Source organism: Amphritea pacifica (genome assembly GCF_016924145.1).
GTDB classification, from domain to species: domain Bacteria; phylum Pseudomonadota; class Gammaproteobacteria; order Pseudomonadales; family Balneatricaceae; genus Amphritea; species Amphritea pacifica.
In genome coordinates this window covers 25,288-51,515 of sequence record NZ_JAFFZO010000018.1, presented here as the reverse complement: position 1 = coordinate 51,515, position 26,228 = coordinate 25,288, and the positions used below count along the sequence as shown (strand labels likewise).

Genomic DNA, 26,228 nt, shown 5'->3' with positions numbered 1-26,228 from the left:
TCAGGCCCGGACATCTGTGATCTGAATCCATGAGGATCAGATAGCGCCGTTTTCCCGCAACAGTTCCAGAATAGCATTGGCCTGTGCAGCGACCGATTGTGCAGTTGCGTTCAGACTGAGATCCGCTGCCGCACCATCCAGATCGACAATCAGAGTCCCTTCAGGCAGGGCCGATGTGGCATCGGTCAGTACCAGCAGACCGTTGTCATTGAACAGACTGGCAATGCGCCCCGCGTTTTCAGCCGTTTCCCCGTTCAGCACGGCGACGGCACGTCCCTGATTGAACAGTTGACGCTCGGTGGTGTACAGCAGCGTGTTACGCTGTTCCTGAGACCCCCCCTGAATCACCAGGGTAATTGCTTTCTGGCCGAAGCGACGTTCTCTGTCCTGTTTACTGATGGCGCTGCTGGTGGTGACCAGATGATCGCTGACTGCACTGTTATCAATATCGTCAGCCGCAATCATGCCCGCGGCAACCGTGATATTGGTCAGACGGTCAATGATGATAAATGATCCGGTGGTGTGGTGAGTGCGATAATTATCAGTCACTACCTGGCGTTCAAGGGTTATTTCACAACGGCCAATCTCATTCAGCTTCAACGTAGCCGCCGGGTGCTGTTGCTGGGTATTGACATCAACGCAGTGACGGATGCTGCTGATACCCCCCGCAACAGTTTGGGTTGCCATCTTGATATCATATTGACGGCCAGGCATCAGCTCCTGTTCGGCCATCCATACAACCATGGCATCGAAGCGGTTGCTGACGCGGACATTATCGCTGCTGTGGACAATCATATCGCCACGGCTGATATCGATCTCATCTTCCAGTGTCAGAGTTACCGCCATCGGCGGGAAGGCTTCCTGCAGTTCACCCTCGAAAGAGACAATCGATTTTACCCGGCTGCTCTTGCCTGATGGCAGTACCGTAATGGCATCACCGGGGCGGACAATGCCGGAACCCAGAGTGCCGCAGTAACCACGGAAATCCAGGTTGGGACGGTTAACATACTGAACCGGAAAGCGCAGCTGATCGAAGTTCTGGTCATTGGCGATCTCAATTGTTTCCAGATACTGCATCAGAGGCGCTTCATTATACCAGGGCATATGTTCGCTCAGGTTAACGACGTTATCGCCTTTCAAAGCGGATAATGGTACGAAGTGGATATCTTTCAGGTCCAGATCTTTGGCGAAGTTGAGGTAATCCTGTTTAATCTCCTCGTAGCGGGCTTCGCTGTAGTCTACCAGGTCCATCTTGTTGATCGCTACGATGGTATGTTTGATACCCAGCAGAGAGACGATGAAACTGTGACGCTTGGTCTGAACCTGTACGCCATGGCGGGCATCGATCAGAATGATAGCCAGATCGCAGGTCGACGCACCGGTAGCCATGTTGCGGGTGTACTGCTCATGCCCGGGGGTGTCAGCGATGATAAATTTACGCTTGTCGGTTGAGAAGTAGCGGTAGGCCACATCGATAGTGATGCCCTGTTCACGTTCGGCCTGCAAACCATCCACCAGCAGCGCCAGATCCAGCTCCCCTCCGGCATTGCCGACTTTGGCATTATCTGATTGAAGTGCTGCCAGCTGATCTTCATAGATCATTTTAGAATCGTGCAGCAGGCGACCGATCAGGGTCGATTTACCATCATCTACGCTACCGCAGGTAAGAAAGCGCAGCAGCTCTTTGTTTTCATGTTGTGCCAGGTAAGCTTCGATATCGCTGGCGATCAGATCGGACTGATGACTCATGATTGTGTTCCGTATTCTTAAATTCTGTACAGTGCAGTCACTGAAATTCTGGAAAGACAGTAACCGTTACAACTGAATGAAAGGGTTAGCGTCTGTGGCAACAGTGTTAGAAGTAACCTTCCATCTTCTTCTGCTCCATCGATCCCGCGCTGTCGTTATCGATTACCCGGCCCTGACGCTCCGATGTAGTAGTCAGCAGCATCTCCTGAATAATCTCAGGCAGGGTTTGGGCCGATGATTCAACGGCACCGGTCAGTGGGTAGCAGCCGAGGGTACGGAAACGGACCATCTTCATCTCAGGCACTTCGCCCTCTTCCAGTGGCAAACGTTCATCATCCACCATGATCTCAACGCCATCGCGGACCACTATTGGGCGTTCAGCTGCAAAGTAGAGTGGTACAATTGGGATGCTCTCAAGATAGATATACTGCCAGATATCCAGTTCGGTCCAGTTAGACAAAGGGAATACACGGATGCTTTCACCTTTATCGATGCGGGTGTTGAAGGTGTTCCACAGTTCTGGCCGCTGATTTTTCGGGTCCCAGCGGTGGTTTTTGTCACGGAAGGAGAATACCCGCTCTTTGGCACGGGACTTCTCCTCATCGCGGCGGGCGCCACCAAAGGCAGCATCGAATTTGTACTTGTTCAGCGCCTGCTTCAGGCCCTGAGTTTTCATGATGTCGGTGTGCTTTTTCGAGCCATGGGTAAAGGGGCTGATACCCATATCCACGCCTTCCTGGTTGACATGTACAATCAGATCCATACCGGCCTCTTCCGCCATTTTGTCACGAAAGCTGATCATCTCTTTGAATTTCCAGGTGGTGTCAACATGCATCAGCGGAAAAGGTGGCTTGCCCGGATAGAACGCTTTGCGGGCCAGATGCAGCATTACGGCGGAATCTTTGCCGACGGAGTAAAGCATAACCGGGTTTTCGAACTCCGACGCTACTTCGCGAATAATGTGTATGCTTTCTGCTTCCAGCTGACGCAGATGGGTCAGTCTGTGTTCCGGCAATTGACTCATAGTGATTAACTCTTTCCACATAGCTGATAAATGTTATGGCAGCGTCGATTTGCCACCGTCCTTCAGAGTCGGTTGGCATAAAACGCACGCTACCTAATTATTGGCGGCCATTATGGCAGATCTATCTTTAAAATCAAAAAGAATATGTTGGAATGTTTTAATAGCTTTTTGGAATATAAGAGGTGAACTTGGTCATATCCGTGCTGGATGGTCGTGTGAATATCTCTTATATCGAAAAAGAATTAACAAATTAATAATTATTATTTTGCGTTATAAGAGGTGGTCGCTATTATAGCTCATTCTGATTTTGCGGTGATCCGTCTGAAATAAGATGGCTCTGTTTATTCGATGGCAGCTGAGAACGTTGATGGAAATAGCATACAGCTTTGCCGGCCTGGTGGTTGGTTTTATTGTCGGTCTGACCGGAATAGGGGGCGGTGCTCTGATGACACCTATTCTGATTGTAGGCTTTGGCATCCCTCCGGTCACTGCGGTGAGTACAGATCTGCTGTATGCGGCGATAACCAAGTTCGGTGGCAGTATCTCCTATGCCCGCAAGAAACTGGTTGAGTGGCGGGTGGTGTTTTTCCTGCTGGGTGGTAGTATCCCCGGTGCATTGATGACCCTGCACTATCTTGATGGGCTTGGTGGTCTGGAAAAAGTTGAGCACCTGATGAACATCACGCTGGGTGTGTCGTTGGTGCTGACCTCGGTGGCGGTATTTTTTCGTGCCAGGATCCGCGCGTCGGTGGTGAAGCTTGAAGGCACCCGGTTTGAAAAGCATGGGCGTCGCTACCGCCCCTATGTAACGCTGATGATGGGGGTTGTTCTCGGTGGCCTGGTGACACTTTCCTCCGTGGGGGCGGGTGCGCTGGGTACCGCGTTATTGATTTTGCTCTATCCGCGGATGAGTATGCAGACGCTGGTGGGAACTGATCTGGTGCATGCCGTGGTACTGACCGGTATTGCCGGAGCTGGCCACTACACCATGGGAAATGTCGATCTCTGGTTGCTGCTCTGTCTGGTGGTTGGTTCGCTGCCGGGGGTATTTCTGGGCAGTCACTTTGGCAGTAAGTTGTCGCCCAGGGTGATTCAGCCAATTATGGGCACCCTGTTACTGGCAATCGGCATGCGTTTTGTACTGGCCGGTTGAGTCGCGGTTTGCAGGCGTAAAACTGAATTTCTGAATGTTAATTTTTAAAGGGTGAGGGCCGGTTAGCCGGCGTTAATATACGATGTATCAATATAATGAACAGGATCAGAATCTGATCAATGCGCGGGTCGAGCAATATCGCGATCAGACCCGCCGTTTTCTGGCAGGTGAAATTCCCGATGAGGAGTTCCGTGGCCTGCGTCTGATGAATGGCCTTTACATTCAGCGTCAGGCTCCGATGCTGCGTATCGCCGTGCCGTATGGACTGATGAACTCTGTTCAGGTGCGTAAGCTGGCCGATATCACCCGTAAATATGATAAAAACTATGCCCACTTTACGACCCGCACCAATGTTCAGCTGAACTGGCCGAAGCTGGAAGAGGTGCCTGATATTCTGGCAGAACTGGCGGAAGTGCAGATGCATGCGATTCAGACCAGTGGTAACTGTCTGCGAAATACCACCACTGATCATTTCGCCGGGGTTATTCCGGATGAGATAGAAGATCCACGGCCATGGTGTGAGATGATTCGTCAGTGGACCACCCTGCATCCGGAGTTTGCTTACCTGCCCCGTAAATTCAAAATTGCAGTGACCGGTGGTCCGGAAGATCGTGCGGCTTCCCGGGTGCATGATATCGGTTTGCATCTGGTGAAGAATGCTGCCGGAGAGACGGGTTTTGAAGTACTGGTGGGGGGTGGCCTGGGTCGTACGCCGGTCATCGGTAAGGTGATCCGTGAATTTCTGCCACAGCAGGATCTGCTGACTTATCTGGAAGCGATTTTGCGGGTCTATAACCTCAATGGTCGTCGTGATAACAAATACAAAGCGCGTATTAAGATACTGGTTAATGCCCTGGGTATCGATGAGTTCAGAAAGCTGGTTGATGCGGAATGGGAGATCATTCGTCGCACCGGGCTGGCGCTGACCGATGACTATATCGCTAAAATTAAAGGGTACTTTGAGCCCCATCCATATGCGGCTGATGCAGTGGATGGCCTCTCGGTGCTGGAAAATCAGCTGGAAGACAATGCTGATTTCCGTGCCTGGTATGAGCGTAATACCCGGGAGCATAAGGTTGCTGGTTACCGTGCGGTTGTTATTTCGCTGAAGCCCCATCTCAAGCCACCGGGCGATATTACCGATGTGCAGCTGGATGCGGTGGCTGATCTTGCCGATACCTATAACTTTGGTGAGATCCGCAGTACACACGATCAGAATCTGGTGTTCGCCCATGTTGCTGCCGGTGATCTTTACACCCTGTGGCAGTCATTGCGCGATCTGAATCTGGCTCGCCCGAATATCGGTACCCTGACCGACATGATCGTCTGCCCGGGGTTTGATTTCTGCTCCCTGGCAAATGCCCATACACTGGGGGTCGCTGAGAAGATCAATGAAAAGTTTGATGATCTGGATTACCTCTACGATATCGGTGATATCAAACTGAACATGTCTGGCTGCATTAACGCCTGTGCCCACCACCATGTTGCCCATATCGGTATTCTGGGGGTTGATAAAGGCGGTGAGGATTTCTACCAGATCACTCTGGGAGGGTCATCCCGGGAAGATGCCTCTCTGGGTAAGATCATTGGTAAAGCGGTGCCTCAGGCTGAAGTGGCCGATACCATTGAGAAGATTCTGCAGGTGTATGTAGAAAATCGCTTTGAAGATGAACGTTTTATCGAGACCGTACGCCGCATCGGCCTTGATCCGTTTAAGGAGAGAGTTTATGCCACTGTTAATTAATCGTGCTGTAACCGAAGACAGTTGGTTGCTGGTTGATGAAGCTGATTTTTCCGCACATCTCAGTGAAGATATTGTTGTGCCCTATGAGCTGTTTGCTGAACATAGCGAGGCATTGCTGAGCGCTGAGGGTAAACTTGGTGTGCGTATCAACGGCGATCAGGATCTGAATCTGTTGCTCCAGCACCTGGATAAGCTCGCTCTGATAGCAGTTGAGTTTCCGGCCTTTACTGATGGTCGGGGATTTAGTTTTGCCCGGATCCTGCGTCGTTCAGGGTTTGCCGGACAGCTGCGTGCTGAAGGCGATGTCACCCGTGACCGCCTGGAATATATGGAGCGTTGTGGCTTTGATGCGTTTGCGATTCCTGCTGACCGTTACAGCGATGATATTACCAGCGCCTTTGGTGAGATCCCGGTCCACTATCAGGGCTGCGCTGATGATGAACGACCCATTTTCCGTCAGTAACTGATCAGGGACCATAGTGATGAGCGAACCAATAATCGCTGAACTTGAAGCGAAGATAGCCCATACGATCTCTGTACTGCAGCAGGCCGTTGCGGAATATGCAGAAGGGACGGTTGTATTTGCCAACAGTCTGGGGGCGGAAGATGTGGTGATTACCGACCTGATCAGCAAGCATACACCGCAGATCGGCATGTTTGTGTTGGATACCGGTCGTTTACCCGAAGAAACATTAAAGCTGCTGACCGATGTTCAGGCTTTGTACCGCAATCTGACGGTTGAGGTGTACTACCCTGAGGCGGCGGATGTCGAGCAGTATGTCCGGGAAAATGGTGTCAATGCCTTCTATGAAAGCCAGGAGATGCGCAAGGGGTGCTGTTTTGTACGTAAGATTAAGCCCCTGAAACGGGCTCTGGCTGCACGGGAAGCCTGGATTACCGGTCTGCGCCGGGAGCAGTCCGTTACCCGCGATGAGATTGGCTTTAAAGAGTTTGATGAGGGTAACGGCATCGATAAGTTCAATCCCCTGGCGGACTGGACTGAAAAAGAGGTGTGGGCCTATATCCACGCCCATAAAGTGCCCTACAATGAGCTGCATGACCAGCACTATCCCAGTATTGGTTGTGCCCCCTGTACCCGCGCCATCGCTGTCGGCGAGGATGTCAGGGCCGGGCGCTGGTGGTGGGAAAACCCGGAAACCCGGGAATGTGGTTTGCATCCGGCAACCCCCGCCGCAGACCAGGAGCAGGCCAAACCGGTCAATGTGATGGACTTCCTGCCAAAATAGATCTCTCACTGAGAGAACCCAAGAGCCCGCTACCAGCGGGCTCTTTTCTGCTATCTTTTCAACAGAGCGTCTTTAAAATAGGGGCGATGTTAAACGCTGCTTTTTCACCGGTTCACCCAGCCGCTTTTCAGAGGATGACACATTGGATTACCTGCCATTATTTTTTAAGCTGAATGATCGGACGGCCCTGCTGGTCGGTGGCGGACAGGTTGCCCTGCGTAAAGCAACCCTGCTGACCCGTGCGGGTGCGCGGGTTATTGTGGTTGCACATAAGGTGGAACCGGAGCTTGTCGAACTGATCGAGCTGCATAACGGGCAGGTGATTATTGGCGAATACCATCCAGCCCTGCTGGATGAGGCTTATCTTGTGATTGCCGCCACCGATGATGATCAGCTTAACGAAAGGGTTCATTTCGATGCGGTTGAGCGCCATATTCCGGTCAATGTTGTTGATAATCAGCCTCTGTGTACCTTTATTTTTCCGGCTATTGTTGACCGTTCCCCGATCGTGATCGGCATCTCCTCCGGGGGAGAGTCGCCGGTGCTGGCCCGGTTACTCCGGGCTAAACTGGAAACCTGGATTCCACAGGGCTATAGCCGGCTGGGGCGGCTGGTGGGACAGTTCCGGCAACAGGTTAAAGCGACGTTTAGCAGTGTAGAGCGTCGCCGTATTTTCTGGGAGAAGGTGTTGCAGGGGCAGATTGCCGAGAAAGTGTTTGCCGGGCGGGACCGAGAAGCCCGGGCACTGCTGGAAACTGCGCTGGAGACCGCCGATCCTGAGCATCAGGTGGGGGAGGTCTATCTGGTGGGAGGCGGTCCCGGTGATCCGGAACTGCTGACTTTCAAGGCACTCAGGCTGATGCAGCAAGCCGATGTTGTTCTCTATGATCAGTTGGTTTCACCTGAAATTGTAGACCTGTGTCGCCGCGATGCAGACCGTATCTTTGTTGGAAAACGCCGTGATAATCATACTCTGCCGCAGGCCGGTATTAATGAGCTACTGGTAAAGCATGCGCTGCAGGGACGCAGGGTGTTACGGCTTAAGGGCGGTGATCCGTTCATTTTCGGCCGGGGAGGGGAGGAGTTGGAAACGCTGAAACAGCATAATATCCCCTTTCAGGTGGTGCCCGGTATTACCGCAGCCAGTGCCTGTTCAACCTATGCGGGTATTCCTCTGACTCACCGCAATTATGCTCAGTCAGTTAAGTTGGTGACCGGACAGTTGAAGAACCGTACTTCAGATCTTAACTTCGATGAGTTGGTTCATCCGAATCAAACCATCGTTTTCTATATGGGGTTGCATACCCTGAGTTCACTGTGTGAGCAACTCATTGCGCACGGTAAATCTGCAGCGACGCCCGCCGCGATAGTCTCAAATGGTACCCGGGCTGATCAGCAGGTGCTGACCGGCACATTAGAGAGCCTGCCTGAACTTCAGAACCAGGCTCAGCTACCGGCCCCCGCGCTGATTATTGTCGGTGAAGTGGTTCAGTTGCATGAAAATCTGGCCTGGTTTGGCGAAGAGGTTCTGCACAATCATGGTTTGATTTTGCCGGATGCTCACTAACGGCGGGTTGGCCGATCCGGTAGTGTGAAGTCCGGTCGGTGTCAGACTGTAATTTCTGACTAAGTGGCCGATAATCTGAGTGTATAATTAACAACAAATATAATAACTTATACTGTGAGCCTGTGGCAGGTTAGCGTATCAGTACCTGTTATTGACGAACACGAAGGTGATAACGATGGATGAGGATCGTAAACGGATATTTACACTCGATTTTGTAAAAGACCGAATTGATAATCTGCCTCTGATACCCTTTGTGGTTGAGCAACTGAGTACGCTGAGTCACGATGCTATCGATTTCTATTCCAAGGTGGCAGAGCTTGCCGAACAGGATCCGCCACTGGCGGCAAAGGTACTTTCTGCTGCGCACAGGGTTCCCTGTGGTCCTTTGAAGCCGGTTTATAATATTGAGAAAGCGCTCGAGCGGATGGGGGTTTTCGATACACTGGCGCTGATGCAGGAGCTGACTGCAGTACCGGTATTTGAACCAGCCAACCCTGGACATAAGATTGGTTGGCGGCACTCCCTTGAGACGGCCCGGTTCAGCCGCTTTCTGGCACAGAATACACCGGGCTTCAATGTCAGTAGCGATCTGGCCTATATGGCAGGTTTACTCCATGATATAGGCCGCTTCGTGCTGCTGCAGATCGCCGTTAAAGCGGTTGAAGTGGTGGATACAAAGGGTTGGAACTCTCCGGAAGAGCTTTCCGATGTAGAGCAGCAGACTTATGGATTTACCCATGCCGAAGTGGGTTATCTGGCCGCGCAACACTGGAACCTTCCCCGTACCCTCACCAGTATGTTACGGCTGCATCATGATTATGATCTGTGGCGTTATGATTCCGTCTCGGTGCCTTTTAAGCAACTGCTGACGATTGTCCAGTTTGCCGATTTTCTCAGTGTTTTTTTGATAAAGAATCCGGAATGGCCAGCCTGGTCCGCCACTCAGCTAAAAGGGGCTATCTGCGGATTCTGTATACATAAAAACTGGCCAGAGGTCGACTTCCCTGTCGATCAACTGGTGGCGCAGCTGCCGGCAATCTCTGAACAGTGTCAGGCGGTGCTGCTCAAAGCAGGCACCGCCTGAGAGTGTATCCTTATTAAGACTTTTTCCTATTTTTGCGGCGAAGTGAATGGTTTAAGCTAGTCTTTATATACTTTTAACTCATTTCGATTGTTACGCTTATCAGTTGTCAATCGCTTCTCAATCGCTTCTGGTGAGCATGGTTGAGTGAGTCATTGTTGTTACTCCTGGAGAACGAAACGCTTTACAGCCAGTCTCAGTGGAAGGGGAGCAAATGAACAAAAATAGCGACCAGTATCAGAAGTTAATCGATCTAGATTTTGTAAATGATGAGATCGAATACCTGCCAATAGCCCCTTCGGTTATTGATGAACTAAAGCAGTTGAGTTGTGACTCTGTTGATTTTTATATCAAAGTTGCGGCTTTAGCAGAGCAATACCCGCCCCTGGCCGCCAGGGTGCTTTCATATGCGCACGCCATGCCACATGGTCAGGATAAGCCAGTCTATAATCTTGAACACGCACTGGAGCGGATTGGGGTTTTCAAAACCCTGGAGCTTATGAAAACGCTTGTTAAAATTCCGTTTCTCGAGGTTACCCGACCTGGAATCACGATGTGTTGGCGACACTCAGTCGAAACCGCTCGGATGTGTCGCTTTCTGGCTGAACATACCACTGATTTTAACGTTAATCCTGAACTGGCTTACATCAGCGGCTTAATTCATGATCTAGGCCGGTTCATTATGTTACAGATAGCAGCGGATACGGTTGAATTAATTGATCAGACTGGGTGGGACTCACCTGATGAGCTGAATGACCTGGAAGATCAGCAATTTGGCTTCAACCATACTGAGCTAGGCTGTCTTGTCGCCCGGCAATGGCGCTTGCCGGATTCGCTTACCAAGACATTGTTATTGCACCATCAAAGTGACTTCTGGCAGTGTGATGAGCTTTCCTTGCCTGTCAGACAGCTGCTGACGCTGCTGCAGTTTGCCGATTTTCTCAGTGTTATGACGCTCAAAAATCCAGAGTGGCAAGCCTGGTCCCACACTCTGCTCAGGGGGAATATTTCAGAACATTGTATTAAGAGTGACTGGCCTGAAATCGATTTCCCCATCGACAAACTGGCGGCTGAGCTCCCCAGAATTACCGAACAGTGTGAAGCCGTGTTGTCCATGCCAGAGCTGACAGAATCCCTGTCAGAGCAGTGATCGCCCCGATAGATAATATTCTACCGCCAGTAGATGAGGTGAAGTATGAGTTCAGTCGAACTGGCCTCTGCGATATCGCTGTAACGCTGAGGTGATTTTCTTGACCCTTGAACGATTGCAAAAGTCAGGGACTTTACGGCTTTGCACGCTATGGAATCCGATACCGTTCAGTTCGTGAGTGATCGCTTTCTCGCCAAACCGCTGTATCAGTCGCTGGATCATATCCTGTTTGTTATAGCGGATATTACAGGTGACGGCCGCACCGAGGCGGGACCAGACGGTTTGCAACTGCTCATCGTAACCCAGAGCATCGCTGCCAGTGAATCCATGCTGATAGTGATAGAGGTATACGATGGGATCAATATTCCACTGGGTCATCCCGCCGCTACCGGAATATTCCCCGTGTGCAGGTTTGACCGGGTTGGCGCACCCCGCCAGAAGCATGGCTGATAATACAATGGTACCGAAAGTTGTGTAGCTCATCAGGGGTCCGGAGTTCAGTTTTATTGGACAATTTATCAGGGTCTTTCACAGTGTATCGGCCAGCACCCCGGAGGGGAACTCAGCTTCTTTTACCCGATTGTGGTAGCGTGACTACTCACAACCGGTTTCAACCTGTTCAGATCGGCATGCAGCCGGTTCAGGGTGATCAGAATCAGATAAATTACTGACAGTGATTCACTGTTTTTATGATAGCTGTTTATATTACCTGTTCTGGGCAGTAAGCTCTCTTTTTAAGCAGAGTGTTGCTTTTGTTATGAGTGCAACTTCTTTATATTAGAACGCACTTTTTCGCGCCGGTAGCGGTTCATTTTTGCACAAGGAAACAGCATGCCCAGTTTTACAGTCAATGACCGGGAATTGCATTATCTCGATCAGGGAAGCGGATTTCCTCTGCTTCTGGGGCACAGTTTTCTTTGGGATAGCCGAGTCTGGGCCCGTCAGTTGCAATCACTGTCAGAACATTTCCGCTGTATAGTGCCGGATCTCTGGTCCCATGGTCAATCACAGGTGATTAATGAAAGCGGCCTCAGTATTGATGGTCTTGCAGAAGACCACCATCAGTTGATGCAACATCTTAATATCGATCGTTATAGTGTGTTGGGGATGTCGACCGCCGGGCTCTGGGGGGCGAAGCTGGCGCTGAAATACCCGGATGAAGTTGCCAGTCTGGTACTGATTGGATCGAGTCTGAGCGATGAAACGGCTTCTAAAAAGCAGCAGTATCTGCAGCTGATTGATGCAGTTGAGACGCAGGCGGAGCTCACAGCTGAACTGCTGGATAGCATTGTGCAGATCTATTTCAGTGAAGAGGTTCAGCTGCTTTACCCTGCGGTGGTCGAAACGTTTCGCTTTGATCTGATGTTTCTTGAACCTGAACAGATGCGTGGTTTAGTCAGTCTGGGCCGGGTTCTGTTTCAGCGTCAGTCGATGCTTGAGGAGGTTGCAACGATAGGCTGTCCGACACTGCTCATTACGGGTGAGAATGATTCCGCCTGTCCGGTATCAGATGCCCAGGTTCAGCATGATCTTATACCGGGCAGTCAACTGGCACTGATTGAAAATGCCGGTCATATGCCGACTTTGGAGCAACCCGATCAGGTTAATCCGATCTTGCTGAATTTTCTCGCCTCAATTGACGGGGTTGAGTTGGATATGAGTAAGCTGGATTATCTCTGATGTCAGCACCATCCTCCTGCTGGTATGTGTATATTCTGCGTTGTGCCGATGGTTCTCTTTATACCGGCGTGACAACCGACACCGACCGCCGGATTAAGGAGCATAACCTGAGTGACCGCTTGGGGGCCCGGTACACCCGGGCCCGTCGTCCGGTCAGTCTGGCTTACAGGGAACCCTGCGAAAACCGTTCAGTAGCGTGCAAAAGGGAAGCACAGATCAAAGCGCTGCCCCGTTCTGCCAAGCTTAAACTGCTCCAGTCTGCGGTTGGTCAGTAGGCCGTCTGCAGCATCGGGTTTACTTAACGGATCACCAGAAACAGCGATACATTATCCCTGATGATTTTCAGCAGGACTGATGAGCGGTCATGACTCAGCGCCCGACGCAGGGTTTCAATATCGTGCAGTGCGATCCGGTTAGCACTGACTAAAATATCGTCCGGACGGAGACCGTTGTAGGCTGCCGGGGAGTTGGGCTTCACCGCGGATACCACGACACCGCCTTCGGGATTGTTTTCAAACTGGGCCCCTTCCAGCAGCGGGTGGAGACTTTTTCCACTGTAGGACAGATCTCCCCGGGCGACTACCTTGACGCCGATCTCCAGTGTTTTGTTCTGCCGCAGAATGTCCAGCCTGAGCATATCCCCGATCGCGGACATCGATATCTGGCTGCGGAAATGGGCAGATGACCCGGTTTTGGTGCCATTGATCCGGGTTATGATATCCCCCGGTTTGACACCGGCCGCAGCGGCAGGAGAGTGTTCATCTACCTGAGTGATCAAGACCCCCTGTTGACCATTTTTGAGATTAAACGCTTCCGATAGTTGCGGCGTAATATCCTGAACGGCGAGACCAATATCACCGCGCTTTACCTCGCCATAGGCGAGTAACTGGCGCATACTGGCGTTGACCATATTGGCCGGTATCGCGAAGCCTATGCCGACATTTCCTCCTGCGGGAGCGATAATTGCGGTATTGATACCCACCAGCTCTCCCCTCAGATTGACCAGCGCTCCACCAGAGTTGCCCGGATTGATTGATGCGTCGGTCTGAATAAAGTTTTCATACCCTTCGATGCCCAGGCCGCTGCGACCAATTGCACTGACAATCCCGGTTGTGACGGTTTGTCCCAGCCCGAAAGGGTTGCCGATAGCGACTACGAAATCGCCAACCCGTACAGCAGATGAATCGGCAATACTCACCTCTGAGAGGTGTTCTGCCTCGATTTTCAACATGGCGATATCCAGTTCCGGGTCGGTACCGATGATCTCAGCGGCAAAACTACGGCCATCAATCAGGCTCACCTGCACCTCATCTGCACCTTTGATCACATGGTAATTGGTGATGACAACGCCTTCACTGGCATTTACGATAACTCCAGAGCCGGCGCTTTGCTGCTGTCTTTCCGGTTGCTGATACTGTTTTAGCTGTGCATCCGGGAAATTAAAAAAACGGCGGAAAAAGGGATCGTTCAGTAACGGATTGTAACGGTTCACCTGGGTGGAGTAGGTGGCGATATTGACAACTGCCGGATTGATCTTCTCCAGCATCGGCGCCAGGGATGGCAGTGGTCCCTGATCAGGCAGGCTTACCGGCAAGCCGGCTGATGCGGTCTGGCTGCAGATCAGACAGCTTAGTAACATAATGATCGCGGTTAACTGCTTTGCCATGGAAAATATCCGTTGGTCGTTATTATCTATGGCTCAGCTTTCCTTGGGAAAGCTGAGCCGGGTTGCCTGTCAATGTGCCTGATCTACTGTTTCAGGCTGATGATCCAGCGATGGCTGCGGAGCATCACCGGTGTCACTTATCGGTATCTCTTTCGGCTTCATCGCCTCGGGAATCTCCTTAACCAGAGAGATTTTCAGCAGGCCATTTTTCATCTCTGCGCCGCTCACCTCTATATGCTCGGCAAGGTCAAATTTTCGCTCGAAGGTGCGGTGTGCTATCCCCTGGTAGAGATATTTTCGGTTCTCGTCTTCGGGCTTTGATCCTTTAATGATCAACAGATCCCGATCGACTGTGATATCAATATCTGATTTTTCAAAGCCTGCTACCGCCAGCGAGATAACGTATCTGTTCTCGTCAAGCGCCTCAATATTGTATGGAGGATAGCCGGATGAGACTGTACTGCTGCTCAGAGCGCTATCCAGAAGCGAGGCCAGCCGGTCAAAGCCGATGCTGTTGCGATAGAGAGGGGTAAGGTCAATTGTGTTCATAAGATATCCTCCGTCAGAAGCGATATAAAATAAATCAACATAGAGCCCGGACGGCCCTCCATGAGAAGCGACCCTCCGGTATTGTTTAAAATTGGGATCGGCAGGAAAATTTTCAAGTCTTTTTAGCGGATAACAGCGAAAACCTGTTGCTTGCTTTTCGCCCTGCGCCTGCACCGCTATAATACGCTGACTCAATACTCTCAGCGCTTAGGATTCCCGCTCTATGACAACCCTGACCATCCGTACCCCCGATGACTGGCACCTGCATTTCCGTGACGGCGATATGCTGGCGGAAACCGTTCCGGCCACAGCCCGCTGTTTTCAGCGCGCCATTGTGATGCCAAACCTGGTGCCGCCGGTGGTGAATGCACAGATGGCACAGGCTTACAGGACCCGCATCGAAGCTGCACGTCCACCAGGTTCAACCTTTGAACCGCTGATGACTCTGTATCTGACAAACGCGACCTCCGGTGAGGATATTATTCAGGCGAAAGCTGCGGGAGTGGTTGCTGCCAAGCTCTATCCTGCGGGTGCTACAACCAACTCGGCCGCCGCAGTGACCGATCTGGAGGCTATGTATCCGGTGTTTGAGGTGATGGCAGAGCAGGGGATGCCGTTGCTGGTGCACGGTGAGGTGACCGATCACCATATCGATATCTTTGATCGGGAAAAGGAGTTTATCGATCAGAAGATGAGTAAAATCGTGGCGCGTTTCCCACAGTTGAAAGTGGTATTCGAGCATATTACCACCGCCGATGCGGCGCACTTTGTGCAGGACGCGTCTGACAATGTCGCAGCCACTATAACCCCGCAACATCTGTTGTTAAACCGTAATGACCTGCTGGTGGGAGGGGTGCGTCCCCATAACTTCTGCCTGCCGGTACTGAAGCGCAATACCCATCAGGCGGTTCTGCGGCAGATGGTGCAGTCAGGTTCACCCAAATTCTTCCTCGGAACGGATTCTGCACCCCACGCCAAAGAGGCGAAAGAGAACGCCTGTGGTTGTGCCGGGTGTTACAGTGCCTGGAGCGCCATCGAACTCTATGCTCATGTCTTTGAAGAGCTGGGAGTACTGGAGAAGCTGGAAGGGTTTGCCAGTAACTTTGGCGCCGATTTCTACGGTTTGCCACGCAATGAAGGTACCATCACCCTGATACGTGAAGAGTGGACTCTGCCGGAAGAGATTACCCTGCCGGATGGTCGCCCAATCGTGCCATTCTTTGCCGGCCAGAAGGTCCGTTGGAAGTTGCAGGCATAAGTAAACAGTCGAGGCCCGGAGCTATCCGGGCTTTTTTATATCATCCCGGCAGTGTCATAATTAGCGCTATGAAACGAAAAATATTGATTATCTATGCGGGCGGCACAATCGGGATGCAGGCCTCGGAAAAGGGTTATGCTCCGGTGGCCGGTTTTGAACAGAGCCTGCGGGCACAGCTGAGCCGCACCACCGGTCTGTCTGAGCTACCGGCGTTTGAGGTGCTGGAGCTGGAACAGCTGATCGACAGTGCCAACCTGCAACCGCACCACTGGACCGAGCTTGGCGGTATCATTACCGCGCACTGGCAGCAGTACGATGGCTTTCTATTGCTGCACGGCACCGATACCATGGCATATACCGCATCGATGTTGTCGTTTATGTTGCAGGGCATGGACAAGCCGGTGATCGTCACCGGGTCGCAGATTCCTCTGGCGCAGCTGCGTAACGATGCGCTGGATAATCTGCTGACATCGCTGATGTTTGTCGCAGGCGATGCTATTCCTGAGGTTTGTATCTGCTTTAATGGACGCCTGCTGCGAGGCAATCGCGCCAGCAAGCTGAAAAGCAGCGGGTTAGATGCCTTTGACTCGCCAAACTACGGCTGGCTGGGACAGGCGGGCATCAATATCGAACTGCATGCTGAGCGGTTGCTACAGAGCGGCACGGCTGATTTTAAAATTCCCGACTTTAATCCGGACGCGGTGGTGATATTGCCGGTCTATCCGGGTATCTCCGCACGTATAGCCCGGGATCTGCTGAGCAACCCGGCGGTTAAAGGTGTCGTTCTGCACACCTACGGAGCTGGTAATCCACCAGATGCCAACGGCGAGTTGATGGCCGAGTTAGACAATGCCGTCCGGCGAGGCGTCACCATCGTCAATGTTACTCAGTGCCTGCAGGGCCAGGTCAGTCAGGGCGCTTATGCGACCGGGGCAACGCTGAACCGGATCGGCGTCATTCCCGGCAGTGATCTGACCCTGGAAGCCGCTTTTACCAAACTGCACTATCTACTGGCGACTCAGCCTGCAGATCAGGTTAAAGGGTTGATGCTTCAGAGCCTCTGTGGCGAGATGACACAGTAAGTTCACAGTTTTCCCAGGCCTTTTAATAGTCACTCAGTACACTGATTTTATGCTCATGGGTTGGTGATACCGCACCGGTTCACCCATGTCGGCAGTGGCCTGGCTCTCTTCCGGAGTATATCGCTCTATCAAAACATCTGTTTAGTTTTTCGTCACATCTGATGGCATTGCCCCTGTGCCTGGCTACACTCAAAGGGGTTGCCATGGACTATTTCCATTCGCTTTCTGCGCCTTAACCATGGCGTGCCGCTCTTTTGTGACAGTATCTGATATGTGAGAAACCGCTGAAGCAAGGCTGGCGTCAGGACAGGTGTGACCCGACAGAGTACACCCATGAATATCAGCACCTATATCTGTCTGGTTGATTAACGAGCGGCCCGGGTTCGTTGAAGCCTGAGTCCTCACAATTCATGAATGGATATGCCCGGCATTGCGGCGTATCTGAGTATTACAGGAGGTATTGAAGATGATGAGAGTGAATGCTGATAACCGGCTGATGCTGGGTTGCGTACTGCTGATCCTGTTGCTGACAGGGTGTGCTGCACAGTTAGCTCCAAAATATGACTCTGCTCTGTTTAAAGGTGTTACCCAGACCAATATCAACATCATGGAACTGTTTGCCGCGGTTGCCGAGGGCACAAACAGCGCAGATTGCGATAAGCGTGCAAAGACGTTTAACCGCATCATTGGTTCCGTCGATGCTCTGGCTATTCAGGCCAGTGCACGCCCTGTGCCGGATAGCTCGGTTGCTGAAAAAGTCAATGCGTTTCTTGAGTCTAAAGGCGTTGCGGCCATGGATGGTGGGAAAGCCCCCAGCTCATACTCTCTTGAGCATGTCTCCAGGGTGTTGACGAAGATGAAGCAGGTTGATTGCGGTTCGGGACTGAAGCCCGGGGCCGTGGCAGCATTCAAAAATGATGTGGTGGTGTCAATGGATCAGGTCATTACCTATGAATCCTTTCTTGAAAGATAGGGGAGATGATAATGTCTATCAATACTGATCAACTGGCTGAAGATATGAAGAGTGCCGCCTCACAGGTAATTAATCAGGATGTGACGGTGTTGCGGGGGTTTTCTGAACGGCAGCTAAAAGCACTGGCCAAACAGGCTCAGTTAATTGCCGCTGGCGTTATTTCCGGAGATATTGATGCCGACCTGCAGGATTTCTTTCTCGACTCCCTCGAGGATATGGCACTCAATTTTGCTAAAACCCTGCGCGGGTTACTGATGGTGACCATCGAGAAAGTCTGGAATGCGGTTGTCGGTGTTTTATGGAATGCGATCGGTTCAGCCACCGGCCTGGACCTGTCGACACCCACGGGTTGAGGCGATATCGCTGCTTAGTCTGTGGTGAGATCGTTGGCCGGGTTGTTTCCAATCGCGTAACTGGCTTTACCGCTGTTTTTGACACGGTACATGGCCTTATCGGCAACTTTGATAAGTTGTTCCAGTGTCTTGCCATGTTCGGGAAAGAGGGCGATACCAATACTGGCACTGACGCGCACCTGAGTGGAGATGGCTGCAGAGTCTTTCAGGCTGATCTTCTCTTCCAGGCGATGGATAATCTTTTCTGCTACCGTCGTGACACTGTTTTCATCGTGGATATCATCCACCAGAATGATAAATTCATCGCCGCCGATACGGGCGATCTGATCGGCATCCCGTAATACCCCGGATAATCGCAGGGCTATCTCCCGCAATACCTGGTCGCCGGTATCGTGACCCCAGCTATCATTGATGGTTTTAAAACCATCGAGATCGATAAACATCACCGCCAGCTGCTGTCTGCTGCGTTCTGCTCTGGCCAGATAGTTGGGCGCATGCTGCATCAGAAAATTAAGCGAGGGCAGGCCGCTCACCGCATCGTAATGGGCCATTTCTCGCAGCTCTTCCTGGGCCTCATGGGCTTCATTCAGTGCTTCATACAGTGGTGTCACATCATATTCAGCCATCAGAATCAAAAAATCGCCGCTCAGGGGGTGACGGGTAATACGAATATCGAGAGTATGCTGACGTAGGCCTGCACTGGTACGCATCAGATGGGTCCAGCGTCCCCCTTTTTCACTGATCGCCTGCTGCAGCAGGGATTCACCCTCTGCAGGGGTGGCGAAACGGGCACTGAAGGCTGACTGCTGGCCAGATAGCTGTTTAGGATCGATATGATTATAGGCTTCGGTGGCGGCCGGGTTTTCGATCACGATCTCCCCCTCAAAGGTGAAACTGGTGACCATCACGGTGGTATAGCGCATCGCCTCAACCAGCAGCAGGTTTTCCGGTGTTTCTCCCAGATTAACCTCTTCGTTGATATAGGCGATAATTGCCCGGTGACGCTCAGGACCGACCAGCACGGCGCGGTGTTTCATATACAGTGTTTTGGGTTTGCCGTCAGGATAGGTGGTCCAGGGGTCAATCGTCAGGCCGTTTTTTGCTGCCAGCTCAAAGGTCTGAACGGTCCGGTCCCGGGCGCCCTGGGTGTCACCGGACAGGTCTTTGTTGATCAGCTCATCCAGTTGACTGAGTCCCCAGAACTTCAGGGCGGGCTGGTTGCCCCACCACCATCCGTGTTTATCCAGATCAAAGATCCAGACGACATCGGGTATCAGTTCATAAAGACTCAGTTCGTCATGGCTTTTTATATGGATAAGGTGCCTGTAATCGTCTTTCATCAGTTGTTCCGGTCTGCCTCTCTGAAACGCTTGGGTTAGCAAATATCTGAGAAATAAAACTTGAGGGATCGCCTGATAAGTATTGAGACTCAACAGGCGAACGTTAAACGCTTTAGCAAGTCTGATTATGGCACTGTTCAGATGATTGCGTATGGCGGGCGGGTGATTTTTATACCCGAAATAGTAACTGTTGTTACCATGGTTCAGCGCTAATCAGGGAATAAGAGAGGTTGAGAACAGACTTCGTCAGCGGCGTAAAATCGAGTACACTAGGCTGCAATTTTACAGCGGATATTGATTCATGCGAACAGCAATTCCTTCAGCTATTGTTTCATCAGCACTCATCGAGGCAGGCCGCTGGATCGACGCTCAGGGCTGGTGTCCTGCGACCGGTGGTAATTTCTCTGCGAGGTTATCCGATGATCAGGCGCTGGTGACCGCGTCAGGACGGCATAAAGGACGGTTGACGGATGAAGACCTGCTCACGGTGGATCTCGATGGTCAGCCGCTTGAAAGCAAACTTAAGCCCTCGGCAGAGACGCTGCTGCATACCCGGTTGTATCAGCTCAATTCCGCCATCGGTGCGGTGCTGCATACCCACTCAGTCGCCTCTACGGTGCTATCACGATTAGAGACTGACGACTGGTTCACTCTTTGCGGTTATGAGATGCAAAAATCGCTGGCCGGAAATCAGAGCCATGAAGCGGCGATACAGCTGGCGGTGTTTGACAATACCCAGGATATGCCGGCGCTGGCAGAGCAGTTAGCCTTGCGCTGGCAGCAAACGCCACTGAACTGGGGATTTCTGGTACGGGGTCATGGCCTTTATGCCTGGGGACACGATGTGAATGAGGCCCGACGTCACCTGGAGGGACTGGAGTTCCTGTTTGCCTGTGAGCTGGAGATGCGCCGCCTGCGTCCCTAAAAAAGTGCTGAATCAAGAGTGTATAAAGGGTAAGTCATGACCATTAAAGCGATTCTGACCGATATTGAAGGCACCACAACCGATATCAATTTTGTCCATAAGGTGCTGTTTCCCTACGCCTATGATCATCTGCCAGGTTATCTTCGTGGTCACGAACAGGATGAGATTGTACAGTCAGTCCTGGCGGATGCCCGGGCGGAACTGGACCAGCCGGAGGCAGATCTTGAAACGCTGATCCGCGCATTTCTTGGCTGGATAGAGCAGGATAAAAAAGTGACTGCGTTGAAAACCCTGCAGGGATTGATCTGGGTTGCCGGCTATGAACAGCAGGATTTTACCGGTCATCTGTATGATGATGCTTATGAGTATCTGCAAAAATGGCAGCAGCAGGGGCTGAAGCTGTATGTCTTTTCATCGGGTTCGGTTAAAGCACAAAAACTGTTATTCGGTTACAGTGATTTCGGTGATCTGACGCCCTTGTTCGGTGGTTACTATGATACAACCATCGGCCATAAGCGCGAAGCGACCGCTTATCGGGCAATCGCTGTCGACATCGGTCTGCCGGCGGCTGAGATTCTTTTTCTGTCAGATATCAAAGAAGAGCTGGATGCGGCGCGCGAAGCGGGAATGGCAACGACGATGTTAGCCCGGGATCAGCTTCCGTCACAGAGCGATCATACGGTGGTTCAGACTTTTCAGCAGATAACGCTGACGAATATTTAACTGAGGACTAAGCAGTGAGTGAATTAACAATATACTCTGATGATAATGCCCAGCCAGTATACTCCAGCACGGATGGTGCAGAGATCGGAGCCAAACTGGCTGATATCGGTGTCCGTTTTGAACGCTGGGAAGCGGGACAGGCGATCGATGCCAACAGTAGTGCTGCGGATATCCTCGCGGCTTACGATGCTGAAATTCAGCGTCTGAAAAATGAGCAGGGTTATATCACTGTTGATACCATCAGTCTGTCCAGCGACAACCCGGCCAAGGATGAGCTGCGGCAGAAGTTTCTCAGCGAACATACCCACAGTGAAGATGAAGTGCGTTTCTTTGTCCGCGGGGAGGGGATGTTTTACCTCCATGTTGCCGATAAAGTGTATAAGGTTCTCTGCTGCAAAAATGACCTGATCTCCGTACCCGCCAATACCACCCACTGGTTTGATATGGGGCCGCAGCCGGACTTTACCGCGATTCGCCTGTTCAATAATCCTGAAGGTTGGGTGGCCAACTATACCGGTAACCCGATTGCGGATCAGTTTCCTAAGTTTGAGGTGTGATCAAACATAAGGGGGCTTTTATTCTCTTTGCACTTGCTTTAGTGGGTATTGAAAAATGGGGTTTAAATGTTTAGATTTCTGAAAAAAAAGGTGAAGTCTTCCCTGGCAATAGGTGCAATATTCAGGAATGAAAAAGAGTACATTTTAGAGTGGATCGCCTGGCATCAATCTCAGGGGGTAGATAAATTCATTATTTATGATAATGAATCTGATGATGGTACATTTGAACTCCTTAAGTCGTTGGCTGAACGATCGATAATCGACCTCTATTCAATAGGAAGAGAGGGGAAACCACAAATAATAGCCTATCAGAAGATTCTTCAGGACTATAAAGATAAAGTTGAACTTATAACCTTTATAGACGCAGATGAGTTTTTGGTACCTTACGGCGACTATAAAGCAGCTGATCATATCGCTGAGCTCTTTTCAGATGATTCTGTGGGTGGCCTGGCAATAAATTGGCGCATCTATGGGACCTCTGATCAGGAACACTGCCTGGACGGGTTTGTGATTGATCGATTTACAAAAGCGGCCTCAGATGAGCGTTCACGAAACCACTATATTAAATCTGTTTACAGACCTGGGTTGATAAAAGATATCTATCCGCATCGGGCTGTTCTGGATAAGAACTACAGATATATAAACACTTCGGGTGATAATGTGCTGTTCGCAACATACGAAGGGGGAATAAAGCCAGTCGCATCAGGAGCAACGTCGGGTGTCACCTATGAAATATGCGATAAACGGTTGAGGGTTAATCATTATGCCCTTAAATCGAAAGAAGAGTTCATAAAAAAGAAGAAGCATCGGGGCGATGCGATGTTTGGTGCCAGGCAGGTTAAAGGTGATAGCTACTTTAAAGAGTTTGATCTGAATGATATAGAATTTACGCTCAGTGGACTTCATTATGATAATTTCAAAAATAAATATGATTCTTTACTGGTTTTAATTGGTCATTAATAGTAATGAGATAAAAATTTTGTTCTTTATACATATACCGAAAACCGCTGGTACTAGCTTCAGAAAAGCTGCGGAAGATTATTATGGTCTGGAGCATGTTTGCTATGACTATGCTCCTCACTCCAGAGAAACAAGCGCTATAGTTATTCAGAATGTTTATGAGAAGAAGGATCACTTCTCTTTTCTTAATAAGCTAAATGAAAATTCAATAGAGTTTCTAAGTGGTCACGTAAATGCAAATAAATATATAGATATACTGGGTGCTCGCAATTCAGTGGTGTTTATGCGAGATCCAATACAGAGAGTTCTATCTGAGTATAATCATTTTGTCCGGAATTTTGGATATGAGGATGACTTCAAATCCTTTTATACTAAACCTCCCTTTATTAATCGATTAAAACGGATGCTTAGTGGCGTGCCTATTCAGGCTATAGGGTTTGTAGGTCTGACAGAGAACTATTCAGATAGCCTCAATCAGATCAACGCACGCTATGCTACTAAGATACCTAACTTAGAGCTGAATAAGGGACGCAGTCAGACTTCTAACCCATATGAGTTTGATCCTGAGGATCTGCAAGTTCTTGAAAATCTGAATCAGGAAGACATAGAGCTATATCGCCAGTGTGTTGAGTTATTTGATCAAAGAGCTGTCCTCTGGCAATCAGGAAAGCCTTATGTACATGCAACATTGCAACAGGTTAGCCATAAGAGTCTTTCCGGTTGGGCGTGGTGGGATATCAGTGACGAGAGTGTCGTTGTTGAAGTTTTGGTTGAGGATCGAGTGTTGGGTGAAGCTGAAGCTAAAGATCTGCGCCCGGGAATTTTAAGACTGGGGCTTCCCCGTCTGGGTTATGTGGGGTTCCATTTTCAATATCCAGATGAACTTCCCACAGGTACGAAGCTCACCTGTAGAGTTAAAGAGACAGGCCAGGTTATAGGTAATGTTGTACTGAATGACGCTGTCTCTTGATCAGAGAACTCAGTCAGAGTGTCTTTAATACCCCGGCGGCGATCTGTTCCGGGCTGTATACTCCGGTATCGAGAATCCAGCCGGTGACCAGCGCTGCGGGGGTAACATCGAACGCCGGGTTATAGACTGGAGTATGGTCCGGGGCCCAGTTCACCTTGCCAAAACTGCCACTGACACCCTGTACCTCAGCCGGGCTGCGTTGTTCTATGGGGATCGCTTTACCATCAGGGCATTCCGGATCAACCGTGGTGTAGGGGGCGACCACATAGAACGGTACCTTATGATGGTGAGCGATCACTGCCAGTGAATAGGTGCCTACTTTATTGGCAAAATCGCCGTTGGCGGCGATCCGGTCAGATCCGACCAGCACTACATCGACTTTACCCTGGGCCATCAGCGATGCAGCCATGTTGTCGCAGATGAGTGTGTGAGAGATCCCCAGTCGGGCCATCTCCCAGGTAGTCAGGCGCCCCCCCTGCAGCAGGGGGCGGGTTTCATCCACCCAGACATGCAGCTGCTTGCCCTGCTGTTTCACCGCATCGATAACGCCGATAGCGGTGCCCACACCCGCAGTGGCCAGGCTTCCTGTGTTGCAATGGGTGAGGATATTGGCGCCGTCGGAAATCAGCTCTGCTCCAAAGCCTGCCATGCGGTTGCACAGATCAACATCCTCTTCGAAGAGCTGCTCGGCACACCGGCTTAAGCCAGCCGTGCCTTCGTTTTCAAGTGTCGCCAGCATGCGGTCGATGCAGTTCATCAGGTTAACCGCAGTCGGTCGTGCTGCCCGCAGCCGCTCAGCCTGAGTATGCAGCTCATCTGCAGTCAGCCCCTGTTCTGACAAGTGCGCCAGTAGCAGACTGGCACCAATGCCAATCAGTGGAGCACCACGAATCTGCAACTTTTTAATCATCGCAATCATGGCATCGCTGCTATCACAGGGAAGCCATTGCTCTTGGTGAGGTAACTGGTGCTGATCCAGCACGTAAAGAGCTCCGTGTTGATATTTAATACTGGTTGCGAGCAGATCTTTCATGGAAGCTCCATCAGGACGGTTTTTCAGGCCGCCTAAGTTATCAGGAACTGAGGGTTCAGAAAAGGGGTAGGCAGAGCAGAGCAGATTTGCCACAATGCAGTCAATCCCAGCAGAGATGTGCTTTGGAAACGTTCCCCCAGGGCGCTCTTTTCTCGCTTTCTTTAACCGCTTTGGAATTGATAATAACAATGAGCTTCAGAAAGTTTTCCTCAGATACCGATGTGATCGCTTTTGCCCGTCAGCACAGCGATCTGTTTACCGCCGAAGAGTCTTTACAGGTGGAAGAGATCGGTGATGGCAATATCAATTTTGTCTACCGGGTGTCCGGTGCAGACAACAGTCTGATTATCAAGCAGGCACTGCCCTATGTGAGAATTATTGGTGAGGGTTGGCCACTGTCTCAGGACCGGGTACGGATCGAGGCGGAAGCGTTGCAGCTGGAGGCGAACCACTGTCCTGACTTAGTGCCGCAGGTATATCACTATGATGCTGAGCAGTGTGCCATTGTGATGGAGGATATCAGCGCTTTTGAAAATCTGCGTATAGCCATGGTAGAGCGAAAACAGTTGCCCTTGCTGGCGGAGCATCTGGGACGTTTTCTGGCGGATACCCTGTTTTATACCTCAGATCTCTATCTGGATACCTATGAAAAAAAATCTCTGGTACAGCGGTTTATCAACCCGGATCTGTGCAAAATTTCGGAAGAGCTGTTCTTCTGGGACCCGTATTGTGATCATGAGCGTAACAGCATCAATGCCTCTCTCCGAACCGATGCGGAAAAACTGTGGCAGGATAGTGAATTAAAACTGGAAGTGGCCCGCCTGAAGATCAAGTTTCTTAATCAGGCTGAAGCCCTGTTGCACGGTGATCTGCACGCCGGATCGGTATTCGCTAATAAACAGGGCACGAAAATTATTGACCCTGAGTTTGCCTATGTTGGTCCGGCAGGCTTCGATATTGGTACCGTTATCGGTAACTATCTGCTGAATGTTGCCGGGCAGGCGAATCAGCAGGGGGAGTACGCAGAACGCAGTGACTACCAGCAGTGGTTGCTGGCAGGGATCAACACTCTGTGGCATACCTTCGAACAGCGCTTCCGGCAGCATATGCTGGCGGAAACCCGAGATCCCAGCCTGCAACTGGGAGAATATGCAGACTGGTACATCAGCGAGCTGCTGGCGGACACTCTGGGATATGCCGGAACCGAGATGATTCGCAGAACCATCGGTCTGGCCCATGTTATGGATATTGAGTCGATTGAGGATGCTGAACGTCGTGCTGACTCTGAACGTCTGGCTTTGGCCCTGGGGCAGATACTGATTAAAGAGCGTACTACATTGAGTAGTATTACTCAGGTTATCGATAGAATACGCAGTGAGCTGTACTGCCGTTAAGCGTTGCCTGATAACGTTGTAAAGCCTGCCCTGATGTCAGGTTCGCAGGC

Annotated in this window: 26 protein-coding genes; 19 read left to right on the top strand and 7 right to left on the bottom strand. The window is 50.9% G+C overall.

The window, feature by feature from the left end:
- Positions 1–36: 36 nt before the first annotated feature.
- Together cysN and cysD are read right to left on the bottom strand one after the other, a co-directional pair.
- Positions 37–1,749, bottom strand: a complete 1,713-nt coding sequence (gene cysN, locus JW499_RS11820; protein ID WP_205210799.1) for a sulfate adenylyltransferase subunit CysN — start codon at positions 1,747–1,749, stop codon at positions 37–39.
- A 106-nt stretch (positions 1,750–1,855) separates the two neighbouring features.
- On the bottom strand, positions 1,856–2,773 hold the full coding sequence (gene cysD, locus JW499_RS11815) for a sulfate adenylyltransferase subunit CysD (RefSeq protein WP_408627322.1): 918 nt from the start codon (positions 2,771–2,773) through the stop codon (positions 1,856–1,858).
- A gap of 367 nt (positions 2,774–3,140) precedes the next feature.
- Here cysD and JW499_RS11810 point away from each other — a divergent pair, with 367 nt between their 5' ends.
- From JW499_RS11810 to JW499_RS11780, 7 genes are all read left to right on the top strand, one after another.
- The gene (locus JW499_RS11810) at positions 3,141–3,926 is read left to right on the top strand and encodes a sulfite exporter TauE/SafE family protein (protein WP_205210798.1); all 786 of its coding nucleotides are present in this window, start codon (positions 3,141–3,143) and stop codon (positions 3,924–3,926) included.
- An 82-nt stretch (positions 3,927–4,008) separates the two neighbouring features.
- Positions 4,009–5,670 carry a nitrite/sulfite reductase gene (locus tag JW499_RS11805; RefSeq protein WP_205210797.1) on the top strand — a complete coding sequence of 554 codons (1,662 nt, stop codon included), beginning with the start codon at positions 4,009–4,011 and terminating at the stop codon, positions 5,668–5,670.
- A complete protein-coding gene (locus tag JW499_RS11800; protein WP_205210796.1) occupies positions 5,654–6,133 on the top strand; it encodes a DUF934 domain-containing protein in 480 nt (159 codons plus the stop codon). The genes JW499_RS11805 and JW499_RS11800 overlap by 17 nt, the downstream gene beginning before the upstream one ends.
- Positions 6,134–6,152: 19 nt before the next feature.
- Positions 6,153–6,917 (top strand): phosphoadenylyl-sulfate reductase, encoded by a 765-nt coding sequence (locus JW499_RS11795; protein ID WP_205210795.1) that lies wholly within the window; start codon positions 6,153–6,155, stop codon positions 6,915–6,917.
- 142 nt (positions 6,918–7,059) lie between these two features.
- Complete coding sequence (gene cysG, locus JW499_RS11790) at positions 7,060–8,484, top strand: siroheme synthase CysG (protein WP_205210794.1); 1,425 nt, start codon at positions 7,060–7,062, stop codon at positions 8,482–8,484.
- 175 nt (positions 8,485–8,659) lie between these two features.
- Positions 8,660–9,568: an HDOD domain-containing protein gene (locus tag JW499_RS11785; protein WP_205210793.1), complete on the top strand. Its 909-nt coding sequence runs from the start codon at positions 8,660–8,662 to the stop codon at positions 9,566–9,568.
- A gap of 211 nt (positions 9,569–9,779) precedes the next feature.
- On the top strand, positions 9,780–10,715 hold the full coding sequence (locus JW499_RS11780) for an HDOD domain-containing protein (RefSeq protein WP_205210792.1): 936 nt from the start codon (positions 9,780–9,782) through the stop codon (positions 10,713–10,715).
- Positions 10,716–10,766: 51 nt separating this feature from the next.
- Here JW499_RS11780 and JW499_RS11775 read toward each other — a convergent pair whose 3' ends face one another.
- On the bottom strand, positions 10,767–11,198 hold the full coding sequence (locus JW499_RS11775; protein WP_205210791.1) for a hypothetical protein: 432 nt from the start codon (positions 11,196–11,198) through the stop codon (positions 10,767–10,769).
- A 348-nt stretch (positions 11,199–11,546) separates the two neighbouring features.
- On the opposite strand from JW499_RS11775, the gene JW499_RS11770 reads away from it, so the two are divergent.
- Both JW499_RS11770 and JW499_RS11765 read left to right on the top strand, forming a co-directional pair.
- On the top strand, positions 11,547–12,395 hold the full coding sequence (locus JW499_RS11770) for an alpha/beta fold hydrolase (protein ID WP_205210790.1): 849 nt from the start codon (positions 11,547–11,549) through the stop codon (positions 12,393–12,395).
- Complete coding sequence (locus tag JW499_RS11765; protein WP_205210789.1) at positions 12,395–12,670, top strand: GIY-YIG nuclease family protein; 276 nt, start codon at positions 12,395–12,397, stop codon at positions 12,668–12,670. The genes JW499_RS11770 and JW499_RS11765 overlap by 1 nt, the downstream gene beginning before the upstream one ends.
- Positions 12,671–12,693: 23 nt before the next feature.
- Here the strand turns inward: JW499_RS11765 and JW499_RS11760 are convergent, their stop codons facing one another.
- Both JW499_RS11760 and JW499_RS11755 read right to left on the bottom strand, forming a co-directional pair.
- Positions 12,694–14,061 carry a Do family serine endopeptidase gene (locus tag JW499_RS11760; protein ID WP_205210788.1) on the bottom strand — a complete coding sequence of 456 codons (1,368 nt, stop codon included), beginning with the start codon at positions 14,059–14,061 and terminating at the stop codon, positions 12,694–12,696.
- Between the two features lie 69 nt (positions 14,062–14,130).
- A complete protein-coding gene (locus JW499_RS11755) occupies positions 14,131–14,610 on the bottom strand; it encodes an Hsp20 family protein (protein WP_205210787.1) in 480 nt (159 codons plus the stop codon).
- A 223-nt stretch (positions 14,611–14,833) separates the two neighbouring features.
- Here JW499_RS11755 and pyrC point away from each other — a divergent pair, with 223 nt between their 5' ends.
- The 4 genes from pyrC to JW499_RS11735 all read left to right on the top strand — a co-directional run bounded on the left by pyrC (position 14,834) and on the right by JW499_RS11735 (position 18,276).
- On the top strand, positions 14,834–15,868 hold the full coding sequence (gene pyrC / locus JW499_RS11750) for a dihydroorotase (RefSeq protein WP_205210786.1): 1,035 nt from the start codon (positions 14,834–14,836) through the stop codon (positions 15,866–15,868).
- A gap of 68 nt (positions 15,869–15,936) precedes the next feature.
- Positions 15,937–16,950, top strand: a complete 1,014-nt coding sequence (gene ansA, locus JW499_RS11745) for an asparaginase (protein ID WP_205210785.1) — start codon at positions 15,937–15,939, stop codon at positions 16,948–16,950.
- A 466-nt stretch (positions 16,951–17,416) separates the two neighbouring features.
- Positions 17,417–17,923 (top strand): hypothetical protein, encoded by a 507-nt coding sequence (locus JW499_RS11740; RefSeq protein ID WP_205210784.1) that lies wholly within the window; start codon positions 17,417–17,419, stop codon positions 17,921–17,923.
- 11 nt (positions 17,924–17,934) lie between these two features.
- Positions 17,935–18,276: a hypothetical protein gene (locus JW499_RS11735; protein ID WP_205210783.1), complete on the top strand. Its 342-nt coding sequence runs from the start codon at positions 17,935–17,937 to the stop codon at positions 18,274–18,276.
- A 14-nt stretch (positions 18,277–18,290) separates the two neighbouring features.
- Here JW499_RS11735 and JW499_RS11730 read toward each other — a convergent pair whose 3' ends face one another.
- Complete coding sequence (locus JW499_RS11730) at positions 18,291–19,616, bottom strand: GGDEF domain-containing protein (RefSeq protein ID WP_205210782.1); 1,326 nt, start codon at positions 19,614–19,616, stop codon at positions 18,291–18,293.
- 301 nt (positions 19,617–19,917) lie between these two features.
- Between JW499_RS11730 and JW499_RS11725 the strand changes: the two genes are divergently transcribed.
- From JW499_RS11725 to JW499_RS11705, 5 genes are all read left to right on the top strand, one after another.
- The gene (locus JW499_RS11725; RefSeq protein ID WP_205210781.1) at positions 19,918–20,541 is read left to right on the top strand and encodes a methylthioribulose 1-phosphate dehydratase; all 624 of its coding nucleotides are present in this window, start codon (positions 19,918–19,920) and stop codon (positions 20,539–20,541) included.
- Between the two features lie 36 nt (positions 20,542–20,577).
- A complete protein-coding gene (gene mtnC / locus JW499_RS11720) occupies positions 20,578–21,264 on the top strand; it encodes an acireductone synthase (RefSeq protein ID WP_205210780.1) in 687 nt (228 codons plus the stop codon).
- 14 nt (positions 21,265–21,278) lie between these two features.
- Positions 21,279–21,821: a 1,2-dihydroxy-3-keto-5-methylthiopentene dioxygenase gene (locus JW499_RS11715; RefSeq protein WP_205210779.1), complete on the top strand. Its 543-nt coding sequence runs from the start codon at positions 21,279–21,281 to the stop codon at positions 21,819–21,821.
- A gap of 66 nt (positions 21,822–21,887) precedes the next feature.
- Positions 21,888–22,781 (top strand): glycosyltransferase family 2 protein, encoded by an 894-nt coding sequence (locus JW499_RS11710; RefSeq protein WP_205210778.1) that lies wholly within the window; start codon positions 21,888–21,890, stop codon positions 22,779–22,781.
- A complete protein-coding gene (locus JW499_RS11705) occupies positions 22,771–23,751 on the top strand; it encodes a sulfotransferase family 2 domain-containing protein (protein WP_205210777.1) in 981 nt (326 codons plus the stop codon). The genes JW499_RS11710 and JW499_RS11705 overlap by 11 nt, the downstream gene beginning before the upstream one ends.
- Before the next feature lie 13 nt (positions 23,752–23,764).
- On the opposite strand, the gene mtnA is transcribed toward JW499_RS11705, so the two are convergent.
- Complete coding sequence (gene mtnA / locus JW499_RS11700) at positions 23,765–24,784, bottom strand: S-methyl-5-thioribose-1-phosphate isomerase (RefSeq protein ID WP_205210776.1); 1,020 nt, start codon at positions 24,782–24,784, stop codon at positions 23,765–23,767.
- A gap of 188 nt (positions 24,785–24,972) precedes the next feature.
- On the opposite strand from mtnA, the gene mtnK reads away from it, so the two are divergent.
- Entirely contained in the window at positions 24,973–26,178 is a 1,206-nt protein-coding gene (gene mtnK, locus JW499_RS11695) for an S-methyl-5-thioribose kinase (RefSeq protein ID WP_205210775.1), read from the top strand.
- Positions 26,179–26,228 lie beyond the last annotated feature (50 nt).